This window comes from Arthrobacter sp. ZBG10 (assembly GCF_001238605.1).
Lineage (GTDB): Bacteria > Actinomycetota > Actinomycetes > Actinomycetales > Micrococcaceae > Arthrobacter.
The window spans coordinates 22,222-39,603 of sequence record NZ_LFQH01000048.1 but is presented as its reverse complement, the minus strand read 5'-3'; the positions used below and the strand labels follow the sequence as shown (position 1 = coordinate 39,603).

General features: G+C 66.7%; 15 protein-coding genes. 9 read left to right on the top strand and 6 right to left on the bottom strand.

The annotated features are described in order from the left end of the window. Window positions 1-707: 707 nt before the first annotated feature. Together ACU18_RS12615 and ACU18_RS12610 are read right to left on the bottom strand one after the other, a co-directional pair. On the bottom strand, window positions 708-1,511 hold the full coding sequence (locus tag ACU18_RS12615; protein ID WP_050686034.1) for an IclR family transcriptional regulator: 804 nt from the start codon (window positions 1,509-1,511) through the stop codon (window positions 708-710). Between the two features lie 84 nt (window positions 1,512-1,595). Further along, complete coding sequence (locus tag ACU18_RS12610; protein ID WP_442853711.1) at window positions 1,596-2,924, bottom strand: helix-turn-helix transcriptional regulator; 1,329 nt, start codon at window positions 2,922-2,924, stop codon at window positions 1,596-1,598. Window positions 2,925-3,062: 138 nt separating this feature from the next. On the opposite strand from ACU18_RS12610, the gene hxlB reads away from it, so the two are divergent. From hxlB to purU, 9 genes are all read left to right on the top strand, one after another. Then, a complete protein-coding gene (gene hxlB / locus ACU18_RS12605; RefSeq protein WP_082178310.1) occupies window positions 3,063-3,680 on the top strand; it encodes a 6-phospho-3-hexuloisomerase in 618 nt (205 codons plus the stop codon). 86 nt (window positions 3,681-3,766) lie between these two features. Then, entirely contained in the window at window positions 3,767-4,390 is a 624-nt protein-coding gene (gene hxlA / locus ACU18_RS12600) for a 3-hexulose-6-phosphate synthase (RefSeq protein WP_050686032.1), read from the top strand. Window positions 4,391-4,660: 270 nt separating this feature from the next. Next, complete coding sequence (gene glyA / locus ACU18_RS12595) at window positions 4,661-6,016, top strand: serine hydroxymethyltransferase (protein ID WP_050686031.1); 1,356 nt, start codon at window positions 4,661-4,663, stop codon at window positions 6,014-6,016. Further along, complete coding sequence (locus ACU18_RS12590; protein WP_050686024.1) at window positions 6,013-7,233, top strand: sarcosine oxidase subunit beta family protein; 1,221 nt, start codon at window positions 6,013-6,015, stop codon at window positions 7,231-7,233. The genes glyA and ACU18_RS12590 overlap by 4 nt, the downstream gene beginning before the upstream one ends. A gap of 27 nt (window positions 7,234-7,260) precedes the next feature. Beyond that, window positions 7,261-7,665 carry a sarcosine oxidase subunit delta gene (locus tag ACU18_RS12585; RefSeq protein ID WP_050686022.1) on the top strand — a complete coding sequence of 135 codons (405 nt, stop codon included), beginning with the start codon at window positions 7,261-7,263 and terminating at the stop codon, window positions 7,663-7,665. After that, window positions 7,662-10,604 carry a sarcosine oxidase subunit alpha family protein gene (locus ACU18_RS12580; RefSeq protein ID WP_050686020.1) on the top strand — a complete coding sequence of 981 codons (2,943 nt, stop codon included), beginning with the start codon at window positions 7,662-7,664 and terminating at the stop codon, window positions 10,602-10,604. The genes ACU18_RS12585 and ACU18_RS12580 overlap by 4 nt, the downstream gene beginning before the upstream one ends. After that, entirely contained in the window at window positions 10,597-11,232 is a 636-nt protein-coding gene (locus ACU18_RS12575) for a sarcosine oxidase subunit gamma (protein WP_050686019.1), read from the top strand. Before ACU18_RS12580 ends, ACU18_RS12575 begins: the two co-directional genes overlap by 8 nt. Continuing rightward, window positions 11,232-12,605, top strand: a complete 1,374-nt coding sequence (locus ACU18_RS12570; RefSeq protein WP_050686017.1) for an L-serine ammonia-lyase — start codon at window positions 11,232-11,234, stop codon at window positions 12,603-12,605. The genes ACU18_RS12575 and ACU18_RS12570 overlap by 1 nt, the downstream gene beginning before the upstream one ends. 3 nt (window positions 12,606-12,608) lie before the next feature. Beyond that, window positions 12,609-13,496, top strand: coding sequence for a formyltetrahydrofolate deformylase (gene purU, locus ACU18_RS12565; protein WP_050686016.1), 888 nt, complete (start codon window positions 12,609-12,611; stop codon window positions 13,494-13,496). Window positions 13,497-13,593: 97 nt separating this feature from the next. Here the strand turns inward: purU and bcp are convergent, their stop codons facing one another. The 4 genes from bcp to ACU18_RS12545 all read right to left on the bottom strand — a co-directional run bounded on the left by bcp (window position 13,594) and on the right by ACU18_RS12545 (window position 17,380). Beyond that, complete coding sequence (bcp, locus tag ACU18_RS12560; RefSeq protein WP_050686015.1) at window positions 13,594-14,073, bottom strand: thioredoxin-dependent thiol peroxidase; 480 nt, start codon at window positions 14,071-14,073, stop codon at window positions 13,594-13,596. Between the two features lie 90 nt (window positions 14,074-14,163). After that, complete coding sequence (locus ACU18_RS12555) at window positions 14,164-14,838, bottom strand: winged helix-turn-helix domain-containing protein (protein ID WP_050686014.1); 675 nt, start codon at window positions 14,836-14,838, stop codon at window positions 14,164-14,166. 9 nt (window positions 14,839-14,847) lie between these two features. Continuing rightward, window positions 14,848-16,191, bottom strand: coding sequence for an allantoinase AllB (gene allB / locus ACU18_RS12550; protein ID WP_050686013.1), 1,344 nt, complete (start codon window positions 16,189-16,191; stop codon window positions 14,848-14,850). Then, on the bottom strand, window positions 16,184-17,380 hold the full coding sequence (locus ACU18_RS12545) for a glycerate kinase (protein WP_050686012.1): 1,197 nt from the start codon (window positions 17,378-17,380) through the stop codon (window positions 16,184-16,186). Before ACU18_RS12545 ends, allB begins: the two co-directional genes overlap by 8 nt. Window positions 17,381-17,382 lie beyond the last annotated feature (2 nt).

Genomic DNA, 17,382 nt, shown 5'->3' with positions numbered 1-17,382 from the left:
TCCATGATCTGCGCGTGCTCTTCCGCGTCAGGCAAACCGGCTGATGCACCGGCGTCTTCCGGGTCCGGCGGGATGGGCGAGCCCGCCGCGTTGACGTCGGCGGGAAGCTCGTTCGGTTTAGGGGTTGATACTTCACTATTAATGGCCATGAGCGGGTCCTTTGCTCGGCGAGTCATGGGCGTGCGATGAACATGGTCTTTGGGGGTGGGCCGGGTGGGGATTGTGGGCCTTGGCCGGGGCGATAACCATGTTGTTGCCGTCGGGAATCCTGCTTGCTCTCACGCAGCCCAAAACCGCTGGGTACAGGGGTCGTCGGTGGCAGGATTCAACCGTCCTTCGTGCGGAGGACGGTGTCAGGCGGGGCTGGGTCCAACCGTTGTGCCTTCCCGGAAGCGGGGTCGCTGAGCGGGCAAGCGTTGTGCATGGAGCACCTCGTTAGGGTCCGGAAGTGTCTTTGTGAACACTGGAGCGGCGCACTCGGAGAGCGTTCCGCAAGAATCAACAGATTTCGCAGTAAGCAACAGAGTGCGCCCCGTCACACCCCCGTGTCAAGGACTTTGAGGTCGTATTTCGGAGACTTTCCTAATGTCACTGTTGTTGCGCATCATGATGAGTGTTGCGTATCAAGCAATTCATCAAACCGAAACACGCAGGTGCTTGCGCTGGCCAAATGGACAGGCTCGACCGCTTTTAACGACCGGCGGCCGCTACCGCCGGGTGTAGCCCATTTTGGCGCTGGTCAGCAGGCCGGCTTCTTTCAGCGTTTCAACCGCGCCGGGGACGGCCTCGGGCTCAAAGCGGAACGCCGGCCCGGAAATGCTGAGGGCGCCAATCACCAGGCCAACATGGTTGAAGACGGGAACTGCCACTGCGGTCAGGCCGATTTCGAACTCCTCATGAACCATGGCGTAGCCGTTGCGGACGACGTTGAGCAGCTGGTGTTCCAGCTTTTTCCGGCTGGTGATGGTCCGCGGCGTCCTCGCCGGCAGTCCGGTTTCCTTCAAAATGCGGTCCCGGTCCGCCGCGGTCAGCGCAGCCAGCAGGACTTTTCCGCTTGAAGTGGCATGCAGGGGTGTCAGGCTGCCCACCCAGTCGTAGGTGGCTAGGGTTGCCGGGCCCATGGCCTGGTCCACGTTGACGGCGTAGTTGGAGCGCAGTACGGCCAGGTTCACCGTTTCCTTGAATTCGTCCGCAAGGCTTTCCAGGACGGGCCTGGCCTCCCGAACCAGGCTGAGCCGGCCGGGGATGGAACCTGCCAGCCGCAGGATGCCGAAACCCAGCTGGTACTTCCCGCGTTCGCTGTTCTGGTGGACCATCTCCCTGCTGACCAGCGACCCCAGCAGGCGCGAGGCGGTGGACTTGTGGATGCCCAGCTCTTCCGCGATTTCGCTGACCCCCGCATGGCCGGTCCGCGCCAGGATTTCCAGGACAGCGAGGGCCCGGTCCACGGACTGGACGCCGCCGTGCGGGCCGGTTGGCGCCCCGACATCGGGTCCGGGTTCGCTGTTCATGGGCACAGGGCCACCCTGTCATCCGTTCCGGGCGGGGGCAAGAGCGGGGTCAGGGCCACAGCGGACTGCGCCAGCATCAGGCGCCTACCCGATGCCGCTGCTGTGGGCCATCGCGATCGCCTCCGTCCGCGAGGAAGCACCAACCTTGCGGTAAATGTTCCGGAGGTGGAACTTCACCGTGTTCTCGCTGATATGCAGCTTCGTGGCGATGGCGCGGTTCCGTTGGCCGGCGGCCAGCAGCTGCAGCACGTCCAGTTCACGGTCGCCGAGCTTCCAGCCGGAGACATCGGCCAGCGGACGCGCCGGCGGATCCAGGGGGAGCGAGACGGCGACGTCGGAGCCCCACCCGGACATCACGTCCACGGACATGCGGCCGTGCAGGGCCTCGACGCGCTGGGTGAGCCGCACCATGCTGGGCGCCGCCGCGGACAGTTCGCCTGCGCCGTCGTCGCGGACGTTGACCAGGAGGTTCAAGCCGTCGCAGTCCCACTGCATGCGGATCCGGCGGACCCCCGACTGGTCCACCATGGCGAGCACCAGCCCGCGGACGATCGCGCGGGCCGCATGTGCCACTTCGCCGGGCAGCGCGCGGCCGTTCACGGGCGGTTCGATGAACTGCACGTCGATGCCACTGAAATGCGTGAGCGGTCTCAGGTCTTCGCGGAGGCGCTGGAAGGCGGTGGCAACCGGCTCTTCCACCATTTCCGTGGTCCGGTCGCTGAGCGTGCGGAGTCCCACCAATGCCTTGGCGGCGACGTCGGTGGCGGACTTGCGGGCCGCTTCATCGTCCAGTGCGGGGGAGCGCAAGGCCGCGAGCAGGGTTTCGAGCGTGGTGGAGTGGCTGTCCACCAGTTCCGCCGTGACCCGGACCCGTTCAGCGGAGGCCGCGCGGGATTCAATGAGGTACGACGGCGGCGCATCAGCCACCTTTTCGCGGATCCGCTCGGCGGCCAGGGTCCACAGGTAGCGGAGCATCCGCTCCGCCGCCGGGTGGTCCGCAGGATCGGGCAGGGGTTTGGCGTCGATGAGGACCAGCAGGGCATTGCTCGGCGAAGTAAGTGTCAACACGGTGCGGTCCCTGCCGGCCACGAACGCTTCGCCCTGCCACACCCCACCCTGCGGGGTTCCGGAGCCGGGCAGGGACGCCCGGATATGGTCCAGTTCCGTGATGGTCACTTGGCTGATGATGGCCTCGTCGCCGGCCTTCTTCTGCGGCCGGCCGGTGCATTCCTCGGTGAAGATGACCAGCGCGCTGCTGCCCACGTACGGGAGGGCTGCATCCCTGAGCCGCTGGGCGATGGTGGCCAGTGGCGCCGTGCATAAAGCTGCAACGGCAGCCAGCAGGGGCGGGGCCGCCGTAACGGGTGCGGGGGTGCGGACGGCCGTGGGGGTGCCGGCAACAGAGAAAGGGATCACCCGTCCATTCTACGTTTTCCGGCCATCCTGCCTATCCGTTTGGGTAGGTAAGACCGTTCAATCTTGGCGTTGGACCTGCCCGCCGGGGGAGTCAGGATTAGAAGGTAACTTTCGCTGGAAGGAGGGAGCCGTCAATTGAGCACCATCACGAACACTGATCCGGCAGACACCGATCACGTGGCCCCTGCCGATACCGCCCGGGCATTCAGCCGCAACCGGGAGCTTGTCCTGGCCGAGATCAGTGCGGTGTTCCGTCGTATTGATCCTGAACAGGTGGCGGCCCTGGTGACCCAGCTCAGGCTGGCCGACCGGGTCTTCGTGACCGGCGCCGGGCGAAGCGGCCTGGTACTGAAAATGGCGGCCATGCGGCTGATGCACTTTGGACTGACGGTCCACGTGGTTGGCGAGACTACGGCGCCCGCCATCCGTGCCGGCGACCTGTTGCTCGCGGCCTCCGGCTCCGGAACCACCGCGGGTGTGGTCAAGGCGGCCGAAACCGCTGCCGGCCAGGGTGCTGCCGTGGCCGCGTACACCACCAACCCCGGTTCGCCCCTCGCAGCTGCCGCGGCCGCCGTTGTGGTCATCCCGGCCGCCCAAAAAACGGACCACGGCTCGGCCGTTTCCCGGCAGTACTCCGGCAGCCTTTTTGAGCAGGTGCTGTTCGCAGCCACCGAAGCGGTGTTCCAGAGCCTTTGGGACGCCGACGCTGTGGCCGCCGAGGAACTCTGGCAGCGCCACGCGAACCTTGAATAGCTGACCCAGCCCAGCTTTCCCAACCTCAGCTTTGCCCATTCCAGCTCCCCAACCCAGCAGTCCCACCCAACGCAAGGAAAACCATCATGAAACTGCAAGTTGCCATGGACGTCCTCACCGTCGAAGCCGCCCTGGATCTCGCCGGCAAGGTTGCCGAATACGTCGACATCATCGAACTCGGCACCCCGCTGGTGAAGAACGCCGGCCTGTCCGCCGTGACCGCCGTCAAGAACGCCCACCCGGACAAGATCGTCTTTGCCGACATGAAAACCATGGACGCCGGGGAACTGGAAGCCGAGATCGCGTTCAACGCCGGTGCAGACCTGGTCTCCGTGCTCGGCAGCGCCGACGACTCCACCATCGCCGGAGCCGTCAAGGCCGCCAAGGCACACAACAAGGGCATCGTTGTTGACCTGATCGGTGTCGCGGACAAGGTGACCCGCGCCAAGGAAGCCCGCGCACTCGGCGCCAAGTTCATCGAGTTCCACGCCGGCCTCGACGAGCAGGCCAAGCCGGGTTACAACCTGGACGTCCTCCTCGGTGCCGGCGAAGAAGCCCGCGTGCCGTTCTCCGTTGCCGGCGGAGTCAACCTCTCCACCATCAACGCGGTGCAGCGCGCCGGTGCCGACGTGGCCGTTGTTGGCGGTTCCATCTACAGCGCCAGCGACCCCGCAGTGGCTGCAAAGGAACTCCGCGCGGCCATCATCTAGGCCGCATCCATCCCCGCCGGGCAAAGCCAGACAGGAAACCACGACGGCGGTCCGCGCCTTGGGTGCGGGCCGCCGTTTTGTGGTGGTGCTGGGCAGGCCTGGAGTCGGTGCGGTGCTGCGCCGTCCAGTCGGGTTCCGGCTGAGGGGGTCCTGGCGGGAGGCCTGGTGTCATTTTCTGATCACCCCTTGACGCCCCTGTGATCCCCCTCATACCATTGAAGCCACACTAATATATTAGTTTGACGGCAATAGTATTTCAAAGGAGCCACCGTGGTTGAGCAGTTGAACGAGCGACTTTCCGCAGTCGATCCCGAGGTCCAGCAGGCAATCGTCCGCGAGCTGGATCGCCAGCAGTCAACGCTGGAAATGATCGCCTCGGAGAACTTCGCACCCGCCGCCGTCATGGAGGCGCAGGGCTCGGTCCTGACCAATAAGTACGCCGAGGGCTACCCGGGAAAGCGCTACTACGGCGGCTGCGAGCACGTTGACGTGATTGAGCAGCTCGCCATCGACCGCGTAAAGGACCTGTTCGGCGCAGAGTTCGCGAATGTCCAGCCGCACTCCGGCGCACAGGCCAACGCAGCGGCCATGTTCGCACTGCTTAACCCGGGCGATACCATCATGGGCCTGAGCCTGGCCCACGGCGGCCACCTCACCCACGGCATGAAGATCAACTTCTCCGGCAAGCTCTACAACGTGGTCCCGTACAACGTGCGTGAAGACGATCTCCGGATCGATATGGCCGAGGTTGAAGCGCTGGCCCTGGAGCACAAGCCCAAGCTGATCGTGGCTGGCTGGTCCGCGTATTCCCGCCAGCTCGACTTCGCCGAGTTCCGCCGCATCGCGGACCTCGTGGGCGCCTACCTGATGGTGGACATGGCCCACTTCGCCGGCCTGGTGGCAGCAGGGCTGCACCCCAATCCGGTGCCGTACGCCGACGTCGTCACCACCACCACACACAAAACCCTGGGCGGACCCCGCGGCGGAGTCATCCTCGCCAAGGAGCAGTACGCCAAGAAAATCAACAGCGCCGTGTTCCCTGGCCAGCAGGGCGGGCCGCTGGAGCACGTCATCGCCGCCAAGGCCGTCGCCTTCAAGCTGGCCGCCGGTCCGGAATTCAAGGAACGCCAGGAACGCGTCCTGCAGGGCTCCAAGCTGCTGGCCGAGCGCCTGCTCCGCGACGACGTCGCCGCAGCCGGCATCTCCGTGGTCAACGGCGGAACCGACGTCCACCTGGTCCTGGTGGACCTGCGGAACTCCGAACTCGACGGCCAGCAGGCCGAAGACGCGCTGCACAGGATCGGCATCACGGTCAACCGCAACGCTGTCCCGTTCGACCCCCGCCCGCCGATGGTTTCCTCCGGCCTCCGGATCGGTACCCCCGCCCTCGCCACCCGTGGCTTCGGCGCCGCTGAATTCACCGAAGTCGCGGACATCATCGCGACGGCGCTGATCGCCGCTGCAGGCAACGGCGCCGCGGCGGGCGAATCCCTCAGCGAGGCCACCGCCGTCGAACTCCGCTCCCGGGTCACCGCACTGGCCAACGCGTTCCCGCTCTACCCCCACCTGGTCAACGGCACCGAAATCGCAGCGTTCGAAGCAGACCTGATCGGAGCAGCCCAGTGAGCACCCACCAGCTTCCGGAGCACCCGGATTTCCTCTGGCGCAACCCGGAGCCCAAGTCCTCCTACGACGCCATCATCGTGGGCGGCGGCGGGCACGGCCTGGCCACTGCGTACTTCCTGGCCAAGAACTTTGGCATGACCAACATCGCCGTCCTGGAAAAGGGCTGGCTGGCCGGTGGCAACATGGCCCGCAACACCACCATCATCCGTTCCAACTACCTCTGGGACGAGAGCGCGGCCATGTACGAAAAGGCGCTCAAGCTGTGGGAGGTCCTGCCGGAGGAACTGGAATACGACTTCCTCTTCAGCCAGCGCGGCGTGATGAACCTCGCCCACACCCTGGGCGATGTCCGTGAAAGCATGCGCCGCGTGGGCGCCAACAAGCTCAACGGTGTGGACGCTGAATGGCTGGACCCGAAGCAGGTCAAGGAACTCTGCCCCATCCTGAACATCAACGACAACATCCGGTACCCCGTGATGGGAGCCACCTACCAGCCCCGCGCGGGCATCGCCAAGCACGACCACGTCGCATGGGCCTTTGCCCGGAAGTGTGACGAGCTGGGCGTGGACATCATCCAGAACTGCGAGGTCACCGGCTTCCTCAAGGACGGCAACCGCGTGGTAGGCGTCAAGACCAACCGCGGCACCATCAACACCGAGAAGGTTGGCCTCTGCGCCGCCGGGCACAGCTCGGTCCTGGCCGAAATGGCGGGCTTCCGGCTCCCCATCCAGTCCCACCCGCTCCAGGCGCTGGTCTCGGAGCTGCACGAACCCGTCCACCCCACCGTGGTGATGTCCAACCACGTGCACGTCTACGTTTCGCAGGCACACAAGGGCGAACTGGTCATGGGCGCCGGCGTGGACTCCTACAACGGCTACGGCCAGCGCGGGTCCTTCCACGTGATCGAAAACCAGATGGCTGCCGCCGTCGAACTCTTCCCCATTTTCGCCCGTGCACACGTGCTGCGGACCTGGGGCGGCATCGTGGACACCACCCTGGACGCCTCGCCGATCGTGGGCACCACCCCGGTGGAGAACATGTTTGTGAACTGCGGCTGGGGAACCGGCGGCTTCAAGGGCACCCCCGCTGCCGGACTCACGTTTGCGCACACCATCGCCACAGGTGCCCCGCACGAGCTGAACAAGCCGTTCGCGCTGGAACGCTTCGAAACCGGAGCCCTGATCGACGAACATGGCGCTGCCGCCGTGGCCCACTAGCCGCCGTCCCCTAGAAAGAAGACGCACATGCTGCTCATTTCATGCCCCAACTGCGGCTCGCGCGACGAGACCGAGTTCCACTACGGCGGCCAGGCCCACGTTCCCTACCCGGAAGTCCCCAGCGAACTGAACGACCGCGAATGGTCCGAGTACCTGTTCTACCGCGACAACACCAAGGGCACCTTCGCCGAGCGGTGGCTGCACAGCACCGGCTGCCGGCAGTGGTTCAACATGCTCCGCGACACCGTCACCTATGACATCCAGGCCATCTACCCGATGGGTTCGGCCCGCCCGGATTCGGCCGGCGCCCCGACCCCTGATTCCGGCACCGCCAGCCTCGCTCCGGACAGCACCACCACCGGGACCGCCGCGCCGGACGTCACCGGCACCAGCATCTCTCCCGCCACCGCCCCGGAAGGAGCAACCAAGTGACTTCCCAGAACGCCCGCCTCGCTGCCGGCGGACGCATCGACCGCAGCATCTCCTGGCGTTTCACCGTAAACGGCGAGGAATTCGTTGGCCACCCGGGCGATACGCTGGCCTCGGCCCTGCTGGCCAACGGCCGCGTCGCCGTCGGCAACTCCCTCTATGAGGACCGCCCCCGCGGCATCATGTCCGCCGGTGTGGAGGAAGCCAACGCCCTGGTCCGGATCGAACCCCGGTTCCCCGGCCACGTGGCCGAGTCCATGCTGCCCGCCACCACCATCACCCTGGTGGATGGCCTGAAGGCGGACCTGCTCAACGGACTGGGCCGCCTGGATCCTGAAGAGGACCACGCCGAGTACGACAAGAAGTACGTCCACACCGACGTCCTGGTGATCGGCGGCGGCGCCGCCGGCCTCGCAGCCGCCCGCGAAGCCGTCCGCACCGGCGCCCGCGTGATGCTGATGGATGACCAGCCCGAACTTGGCGGCTCGCTCCTCTCCGGCTCAACCGCGCCCGGCCTGGCCGAAACCATCGAGGGCAAACCCGCCCTGGAATGGGTGGCGGATGTCGAGGCCGAACTCGTCTCCGCCACGGAATCCACCGTCCTGAACCGCACCACCGCGTTCGGCGCCTACGACGCCAACTACGTCATCGCAGTCCAGAACCGGACCGACCACCTCTCCAGCCCGGCGGCTTCCGGTGTCTCCCGCCAGCGGATCTGGCACGTCCGCGCCAGCCAGGTGATCCTGGCCCCCGGCGCCCACGAACGGCCCCTGGTCTTCGAGAACAACGACCGCCCCGGCATCATGCTCGCCTCGGCCGTCCGCACCTACCTCAACCGCTACGCCGTAGCCGCCGGCCAGCGCACCGTCATCAGCACCACCAATGACAGCGCCTATGCCGTGGCCGCAGACCTCGCCGCCGCCGGCGTCAAGGTTGCCGCCATTGTGGACGCCCGCCCCGTGCTCAGCGGCGTGGCAGCCGCCGCCGTTGAAGCCGGCATCCGGGTGCTGATCGGCAGCGCCGTGGCAGACACCTCCGCCGGCGCGGATTCCCGCCTGGACGGCGTGACCGTCCGCAGCATCAACGAGGACGGCGAACTCACCTCCGGCGTCGAACAGATCGCCTGCGACCTGCTGGCCGTCTCCGGTGGCTGGAGCCCGCTGGTGCACCTCCACTCGCAGCGGCAGGGCAAGCTGCGCTGGGATGATGACCTCGCGGCATTTGTGCCGAGCACCGTGGTTCCCAACCAGCAGAGCGTCGGTTCCGGCCGCGGCAGCTTCGACCTGGCCGACTGCCTGGCCGAAGGCATTTCCGCGGGCGCCGCGGCAGCGATCGCCGCCGGCTTCGAATCCGCCGTTGTCCCCGTTCCGCTGCAGGACGTGAAGGCTTCGGCCCCCACCCGCCAGCTGTGGCTGGTACCCGGCACGGCAGGCACCCCGGACGACTGGCACCACCACTTCGTTGACTTCCAGCGGGACCAGTCAGTGGCTGACGTGCTGCGGTCCACGGGTGCAGGCATGCGGTCGGTGGAGCACATCAAGCGCTACACCTCCATCAGCACCGCCAACGACCAGGGCAAAACCTCCGGCGTCAACGCGATCGGCGTCATCGCCGCCGCACTGCGCACTGCCGGCGAAGCGGCCCGCGGCATCGGCGACATCGGCACCACCACCTACCGGGCGCCGTTCACCCCCGTGGCCTTCGCAGCATTGGCCGGACGCCAGCGCGGCGAACTCTTCGACCCCGCCCGCGTCACCTCGATCCACCCCTGGCACGTGGCCAAGGAAGCCCTGTTCGAGGACGTCGGGCAGTGGAAGCGCCCCTGGTACTACCCGCAGGGCGGGGAGGACATGGACGCAGCAGTGCTGCGCGAATGCGCCGCCGTCCGCGAATCCGTGGGCTTTATGGATGCCACCACCCTGGGCAAGATCGAAATCCGCGGCAAGGACGCCGGCGAGTTCCTCAACCGGATCTACACCAACGCTTTCAAGAAGCTCGCCCCGGGTTCCGCCCGCTACGGCGTGATGTGCATGGCTGACGGCATGATCTTCGACGACGGCGTGACCCTGCGCCTGGACGAGGACCGGTTCTTTATGACCACCACCACCGGTGGCGCCGCGAAGGTGCTGGACTGGCTGGAGGAATGGCTGCAGACCGAATGGCCGGAGCTGGATGTGCACTGCACCTCGGTCACCGAACAGTGGAGCACCATCGCCGTCGTCGGGCCCAAGTCCCGCGAAGTGATCGCCCGGGTGGCCCCGGAACTCGCCGCCAACGGTGGCCTGGAGCCGGAAGCCTTCCCGTTCATGACCTTCCGCGAAACCACGCTGGCCTCCGGCGTGCAGGCCCGGGTCTGCCGGATCTCGTTCTCCGGTGAACTGGCTTACGAAATCAACGTACCCGCCTGGTACGGCCTGAACACCTGGGAGTCCGTGGCGGCTGCCGGGGCCGAGTTCAACATCACCCCTTACGGCACGGAAACCATGCACGTGCTCCGCGCCGAAAAGGGCTACCCGATTGTTGGCCAGGACACCGACGGCACCGTCACCCCGCAGGATGCCGGGATGGAATGGATCATCTCCAAGGCCAAGGAGTTCATCGGCAAGCGCTCCTACACCCGTGAGGACGCACAGCGTACGGACCGCAAGCACCTGGTAAGCGTCCTTCCGGTCGACAAAACCCTGCGGCTGCCCGAGGGCACCCAGCTGGTGGAGAAGGGGATCAACACCAACCCCGCAGACGGACCCGTCCCCATGCAGGGCTTCGTGACCTCCAGCTACCACAGCGCCGCCCTGGGCCGGTCGTTTGCGCTCGCACTGATCACTAACGGCCGCAACCGCATCGGTGAGACCCTGCTGGCCGCCGCAGGCGACCAGCTGGTTGATGTTGTTGTCGCAGAAACCGTACTTTTTGACCCCGAAGGGACCCGCAAAGATGGCTAACACAGCAGCACTCGAAGGCATCAATGGACTCCGGGACATCCGCCGCAGCCCGGCCTCACACCTGGCCCCCGCACTGGAAGCCGGGTCCATCGAAGGAACCGTCGTCCTGAAGGAGGGCCCGTTCCAGACCATGGCCGGCGTCCGCGTCGACCCCGGATCCGAAGCCGGCTCGCGCATCGCCTCCGTTGTTGGCGGCCTGCCGGCACGGTGCGGGGAAGTGGGCGGCACAGAGCGTGCCAGCGTGCTCTGGCTGGGACCGTCCGAGTTCCTGATGGTGGCGCCCGAAGAGGCCCACGACTCCCTGGGCGGCGACCTGATCGGTTCACTCGTGGCCGCCCTGGGCGATGCACCCGGGCAGGTGGTGGACCTCTCCGCCAACCGCACCACGTTCGAACTCACCGGACCGCGCGCCCGCGCCGTCCTGGAAAAGGGCTGCGCGCTGGACCTGCACCCCCGCACCTTCACCGCAGGGACAGCACTGAACACCGAAGTGGGCTTCATTCCGGTCATCCTGCTGAAGTCCGGCGAGGAGAGCTACCGGCTCTTCCCCCGCGCTTCGTTTGCGGACTTCCTTGGCAGGTGGCTCCTGGATGCAATGAGGGAGTTCGCTTCCCCCGAGGTCCCCTGATGGCACTTAGTGCCCTGGATCTTTTCTCTGTTGGCATCGGGCCGTCGTCCTCACACACGGTCGGCCCGATGCGGGCAGCGAAGCTGTTCGCCGAAGGACTCAAGGCCGACGGCTACCTCAGCGATACAGTCCGGGTCCAGTCGGAGCTCTTCGGCTCGCTCGGCGCCACGGGCCGCGGCCACGGCTCCGACAAGGCAGTGGTCCTGGGCCTGCAGGGCTTCGACCCGGAAACGGTGAACACCGCTACGGCTGACGACCAGGTGGCTGCCGCCGCCCTGGACGCCGAGCTCCTGATCGGCGGAAACCACCGGGTGGACTTCAACTGGGACGAGGACGTGGTGCTGCACCGCCGGAAGTCGCTGCCCGCGCACCCCAACGGCATGACCTTCCGCGCACTGGACCACACCGGGTCCGTCCTCAGCGAGCGGAGCTTTTATTCCATTGGGGGCGGCTTCGTTGTTGACGGCGATGCCGGCCCCGGTGACCAGGTGGTGGCGGACGAAACTCCGCTGCCGTACCCCTTCACCACGGCCGATGAGCTGCTGGCCATCTGCCGCCGCGAAGGAAAGTCCATCTCCGACGTCATGCTGGCCAACGAACTGGTGTGGCGCAGCGAGGCAGAGCTCCGGGAGAGCCTGCTGAAGCTGTGGGCCGTGATGCGGGAATGCGTTGACAACGGCTGCGCGGCGGAAGGCATCCTTCCCGGCGGACTCAAGGTCCGGCGCCGGGCGCCGTCGTTGTTCCGCACGCTGACCGCGGACACCGGCGTCACTGATCCGCTCCGGGCCATGGAATGGGTCAACCTGTTCGCACTGGCGGTCAACGAGGAAAACGCCGCCGGCGGGCGCATTGTCACGGCCCCCACCAACGGCGCTGCCGGAATCGTGCCCGCCGTGCTTCACTACTACATCAAATTTGTTCCGGGAGCCGACGACGACGGTGTGGTCCGCTTCCTGCTGGCGGCGGCCGCCGTCGGAATCCTCTTCAAGATCAACGCCTCCATTTCCGGAGCCGAAGTCGGGTGCCAGGGTGAGGTGGGCTCGGCCTGCTCCATGGCAGCTGCCGGGCTCTGCGAGGTGCTGGGCGGAACCCCCGAACAGGTGGAGAACGCCGCCGAAGTGGGGATCGAACACAACCTCGGCCTGACCTGTGACCCCGTTGGCGGCTTGGTGCAGATTCCCTGCATCGAACGGAACGCGATCGCCAGCGTGAAGGCCATCAATGCTGCGCGGCTGGCGCTGCACGGCGATGGCAGCCACAAGGTGTCGCTGGATAAAGCCATCAAAACCATGCGTGAGACAGGAGCGGACATGAAAACCAAATACAAGGAGACCTCCCGCGGAGGACTCGCCGTCAACGTGATTGAGTGCTGAGCCATGACTGCCATTGAGGCTGAGACCTCCGCCCCCACCACCGTGGAGCATGTCCTGACGCTGGACTGCAGCGAATCGCCGGGTATTGTCCACGCCGTTTCCGGGTTCCTGCTGGAACACGGCTGCGACATCATCGACAACCAGCAGTTCGGCGAACGCTCCGAAAAGCACTTCTTTATGCGGGTGCACTTCTCGTCCGACGGCGATGCCACCACCGCGGAAACGCTGCGGGCGGCGTTCACCCCCGTCGCCGAACGCTTCGGCATGAGCTGGCGGCTGGAACGGCACGGCTCCAAGCGCCGGGTGCTGATCATGGTCTCCAAGTTCGGGCACTGCCTCAACGACCTGCTGTTCCGCGCCCGGATCGGCGAACTGCCCATTGAAGTGGTGGCGGTGGTGTCAAACCACACCGACCACCAGACCCTGGTGGAATGGCACGGCATCCCGTTCTTCCACGTGCCGGTCACCGCCGCCACCAAGCCTGAGGCGGAAGCCAGGCTGCTGGAACTCGTGGACGAGCTCGACGTCGAACTGGTGGTGCTGGCCCGCTACATGCAGGTCCTCAGCGACAGCCTCACCCGCAAACTCGAGGGCCGGGCCATCAACATCCACCACTCGTTCCTGCCCAGTTTCAAGGGCGCCAAGCCCTACCACCAGGCCTACGCCCGCGGTGTGAAGACCGTGGGAGCCACCGCGCACTACGTCAACGCGGAACTGGACGAGGGACCAATCATTGCCCAGCAGACGGTGGAGGTGGATCACACCTTCGGGCCGGAGGACCTCGTGGCTGCCGGCCGCGACACCGAATGCAAGGCACTGAGCAACGCCGTGCGCTGGCACTGCGAAGGCCGCGTGATCCTGCAGGGCAGCCGGACAGTGGTGCTCGGCTGAACAGGATTTCCTGCCGTAAAACCAGGGCCGCCCCACACCTTCCTTGCGGAAGGCGAGGGGCGGCCCTGTTTTTTGTTGTTTCGGGGAAACCTGCGTCCTAAACGCCCAGGGCTTCCTTCAGTGCGGCGACGTGGCCGGTTGCCTGCACCTGGTACTGCGCCAGGGTGACGTTGCCCTGGGGGTCCAGCACCACGGTGGAGCGGACGATGCCTTCGACGATTTCGCCGTTGACCAGCTTTTCGCCCCAGGCGCCGTAAGCCAGGGCCACTTTGTGGTCCTCGTCGGAGAGCAGCGGGAAAGTCAGCGAGAAGTCGCCGGTGAAGCCGGCCAGGGCTTCGGGGGCGTCGGGGGAGATCCCGATGACCTCATACCCCTTGCCCTGCAGCGAGGCCAGGTTGTCGCGGAAATCGCAGGCCTCGGTGGTGCAGCCGGGGGTGGCCGCCTTGGGGTAGAAGTACACGATCACGTTTTTGCCGCGGTAATCGGCGAGGGCCGTTGCGTTGCCCTGGGCATCCTTCAGGGTGAAGTCGGGGGCCTGGGTGCCGGGCTGAAGCTTGGTGGTCAGGGTGGGGCTCATGGCGTTCCTTTTGAAGAATCTGTCAGGGGCAAAATTTTGGGGCAAAGCATCCAGTGAAGCGTCTTCCGTGCATATTCAACAACTCCGGCGTCATATGCAGTATTCCGCGGGACCCCGCACTGTTGCCGATTTTCCGGGGACAAACTGGTAGCCGCCGCCGCGGACCGTGGCCACCGCGTGCCGGGCGTTGCCCAGTTTGCGCCGGATCCGGCCCACGTAGACGTCGATGGACCGTTCGGACGCGCCGGGCGTCTCGAAGGAATCCAGGAAGGCCTGCAGTTCCTCCCGGGCCACGGTGCGGGACAGGTGGGTCACCAGGTACCGGAGCACCTTGAATTCGACGCCGGTCAGCGCCACCGGACGTCCGTCCAGCAGCACCTGGTCGGCGGCCAGGTCCACGGCCATGCGGCTCACGGGGCCGGCCGACGGCGGCAGCCGGGTGCCGCCGTCGTCCTCCGGTGCTGCCGGGGCGGCACCGGGAAGGGAATGTTCCGCCGCGGAGGGTTCCGGAGAGGAGTCGGCTGCAGTCCCCTCCGCGGTCGCGGAACATTCCGGCGTGGGCGCTCCGGCGGCGGGCCAGTGGACTTCCGCCTCCGGAGCAGTTTGCAGGGCGCGCGCCAGGACCAGTTCGGCGGCGCGGCGCATCAGTTCGGGACTGGTGCCATCGGCAGGGACCACCCACACGGCGAGACCGCGTGCGGCTGCGCCCTGTGCGGGGAAACGGTGCCGGGCCTCCGCCCGCGGATGGTGGGCTTCCACTGCCATGGCGCGTCCCTACACTCCGCCGCGGCGGATGAGCTTGCCGGTGGGCATCTGGCCGTCCACCACCGCACCGCGCAGGTAGGTCCTGCGGACCACTCCGGAGAGGGCCTTGCCGTCGTAGGGGGTGATGGGGTTTTTGTGCTTGAGCTTGGAGACGTCCACCACAAAGGCCTCGTCGGGGGCGAATACCGCGAAGTCGGCGTCGTAGCCCAGCGCCAGCTGGCCCTTGGTGGACAGGCGGGCCAGCGCGGCCGGCTTCTCAGCCATCCAGGACACCACCTGCTCCAGGGGGATGCCACGGTGCCGGGCCTCGGTCCAGATCAGGGACAGGCCCAGCTGCAGCGACGAAACCCCGCCCCAAGCCACAGCAAAGTCGCCGTTCTCCAGGTCCTTGAGGTCCAGGGTGGAAGGGGAGTGGTCCGAGACGATGCAGTCGATGGTGCCATCCTGGAGGCCCTGCCAGAGCAGTTCCCGGTTGGCGGCTTCACGGATGGGCGGGCAGCACTTGTACGCTGTGGCGCCGTCCGGAATTTCCTCCGCCATCAGGGTGAGGTAGTGCGGGCAGGTTTCCACGGTGAGCTTCACGCCGTCGCGCTTGGCGGAGGCGATCATGGGCAGGGCGTCAGAGGACGACAGGTGGAGGATGTGCGCCCGCGCGCCGGTCCAGCGGGACCGTTCGATGACCTCCGCGATGGCCTTGTTCTCGGCGCCGCGGGGGCGGGAGGCAAGGAACGTGGAGTAGTGGTCGCCGCCGGGGTGCGGGGCACGGTCGATCGCGTGCGAGTCCTCGGCGTGGACGATCATGAGGGAGTCGAAGGATTTCAGCTCCGCCATGTCCGCTTCCATCTCATCGGCGTCCAGGTGCGGGAACTCGTCCACGCCGGAGTGCAGCAGGAAGCATTTGAAGCCGAAAACGCCTTCATCGTGCAGGGGCCGCAGGTCCGCCTTGTTGCCCGGAATCGCGCCGCCCCAGAACCCGACGTCGATGAACGCCTGGTCCTCCGCCACCTCACGCTTAAGCTTGAGGTTTTCAACGGTGGTGGTGGGCGGCACCGAGTTCAACGGCATGTCGATGATGGTGGTCACGCCGCCGGCAGCGGCAGCGCGGGTGGCGGAAGCGAAGCCCTCCCACTCGGTGCGGCCGGGCTCGTTGACGTGCACGTGGGTGTCGACGAGGCCGGGAAGGAGGGTCTCGTCGTCGGCCAGTTCGATGATCTCGGTGCCGGCCAGGCCGTTGCCCAGGGGTTCCAGGGCCACGATCCGGCCATTGCGGACGCCCACTTCGCGCGGGGCGATGCCGGCGGTGGTGAGGATGCGCTGGCCCCGGATGACCAGGTCATAACGTTCTTCAGACACGGAGGTCCTCCTTGGTGTTGGCGGTGGCGGCAGGCTTTTCGGCCGCCAGCCAGCCGCTGATCTGGGTACCCAGCTGCTCCAGAAGCGTTCCAGCCTCTGCTATGCACCTGTCTACATTGCTTTCCAGCGCGGTCAAAGCATAAATGTCCTCGAACCCTGCGGCGGCGGCCTGTTCCGGCGCCAGGGTGGTCCGCCCGCACACGGCGATGACGGGGACGCCCTGGGCTGCGGCGGCCCGGGCCACCCCGATGGGGGTTTTGCCCAGCAGGCTTTGTTCGTCCAGGCTGCCTTCGCCGGTGATCACCAGATCGGCGCCGGCGAGGCGTTCTGCGAGGCCCGTGAATTCGAGGACCACGTCGATGCCCGGGCGGCGGGTGGCGGCCAGGACGGCGATGGCCGCGTAGCCAACACCGCCTGCCGCCCCGGCGCCGGGCGCTTCGGCTGCCTTAACAGCACGGAATCCGATTTCCCTGGCCAGGACTTCGACAAACCTGGCCAGGGCGGCGTCGAGCGAGTCGACATCTTGAGGTGCGGCGCCCTTTTGCGGGCCGAAAACCCGTGCGGCGCCCTGGGCGCCCAGCAACGGGTTGTCGACGTCGGACGCCAGCACAAATCGCGTATCCACCAGACGGGGATCAAAGTCGGTGAAATCAATGGTGTGAAGATTGGCCAGCGCGGCGCCGCCGGCCGGGAGTTCGTTGTTCTGCTGGTCCAGGAACCGCGCGCCGAGGCCCTGCAGGAGTCCTGCGCCGCCGTCGGTGTTTGCGCTGCCCCCAACGCCCAGCACAATCCGCCGGCAGCCCGCATCCAGGGCGGCGCTGATCAGCTGGCCGGTGCCAAGGCTGGTGGCCGTGGCAGCTGCTTCGGCATCGGGGGCGCCCCCGGCCAGGACCTGCGGCAGCAGGGCCAGGCCGGACGCGGTAGCCATTTCGATGACTGCCTGGTGGTCGCGGACCGCGAAGTCGGCCTGGACCGGCTGGCCCGTGGGCCCGGCCACCGTGACCGTGCGGCGGGTGAACCCGGAGCCGACGGCGGCGTCGAGGGTGCCCTCGCCGCCGTCGGCCACGGGAATCCGGAGGACGTCAAGGTTGCCGCCGGCGCCTGCCTGCAGGCCTCGTTCGAGGTGCCGGCAGACGTCCGGGGCGGAGAGGGAGCCCTTGAACTTGTCCGGGGCAATGACGATCCGCATGG